This window comes from Dellaglioa sp. CoH-55-MRSF-7 (assembly GCF_056782235.1).
Genome location: NZ_JBXAYI010000153.1, coordinates 1 through 275, shown reverse-complemented (window position 1 = coordinate 275; position 275 = coordinate 1). Strand labels below are relative to the sequence as shown.

Genomic DNA, 275 nt, shown 5'->3' with positions numbered 1-275 from the left:
GAACCTTGCCGCATCGCGCTGAAAGACTCCGGTATCGACGTTGGCTCTATCAACGACGTGATCCTGGTAGGCGGTCAGACCCGTATGCCACTGGTTCAGAAGCTGGTCACCGAGTTCTTCGGCAAAGAAGCTCGTAAAGACGTGAACCCGGACGAAGCCGTTGCCATGGGTGCTGCCATCCAGGGTGCCGTACTGGCCGGTGACGTGAAAGACGTGTTGCTGCTGGACGTAAGCCCGCTGACCCTGGGTATCGAAACCATGGGTGGCGTGATGAC

1 protein-coding gene is annotated in these 275 nt (G+C 58.5%); it reads left to right on the top strand.

Annotated features, from left to right (window positions below):
• A partial coding sequence (locus tag AC1RPU_RS08215; protein WP_481769682.1) for an Hsp70 family protein occupies nucleotides 1–275 on the top strand: 275 nt, incomplete at both ends.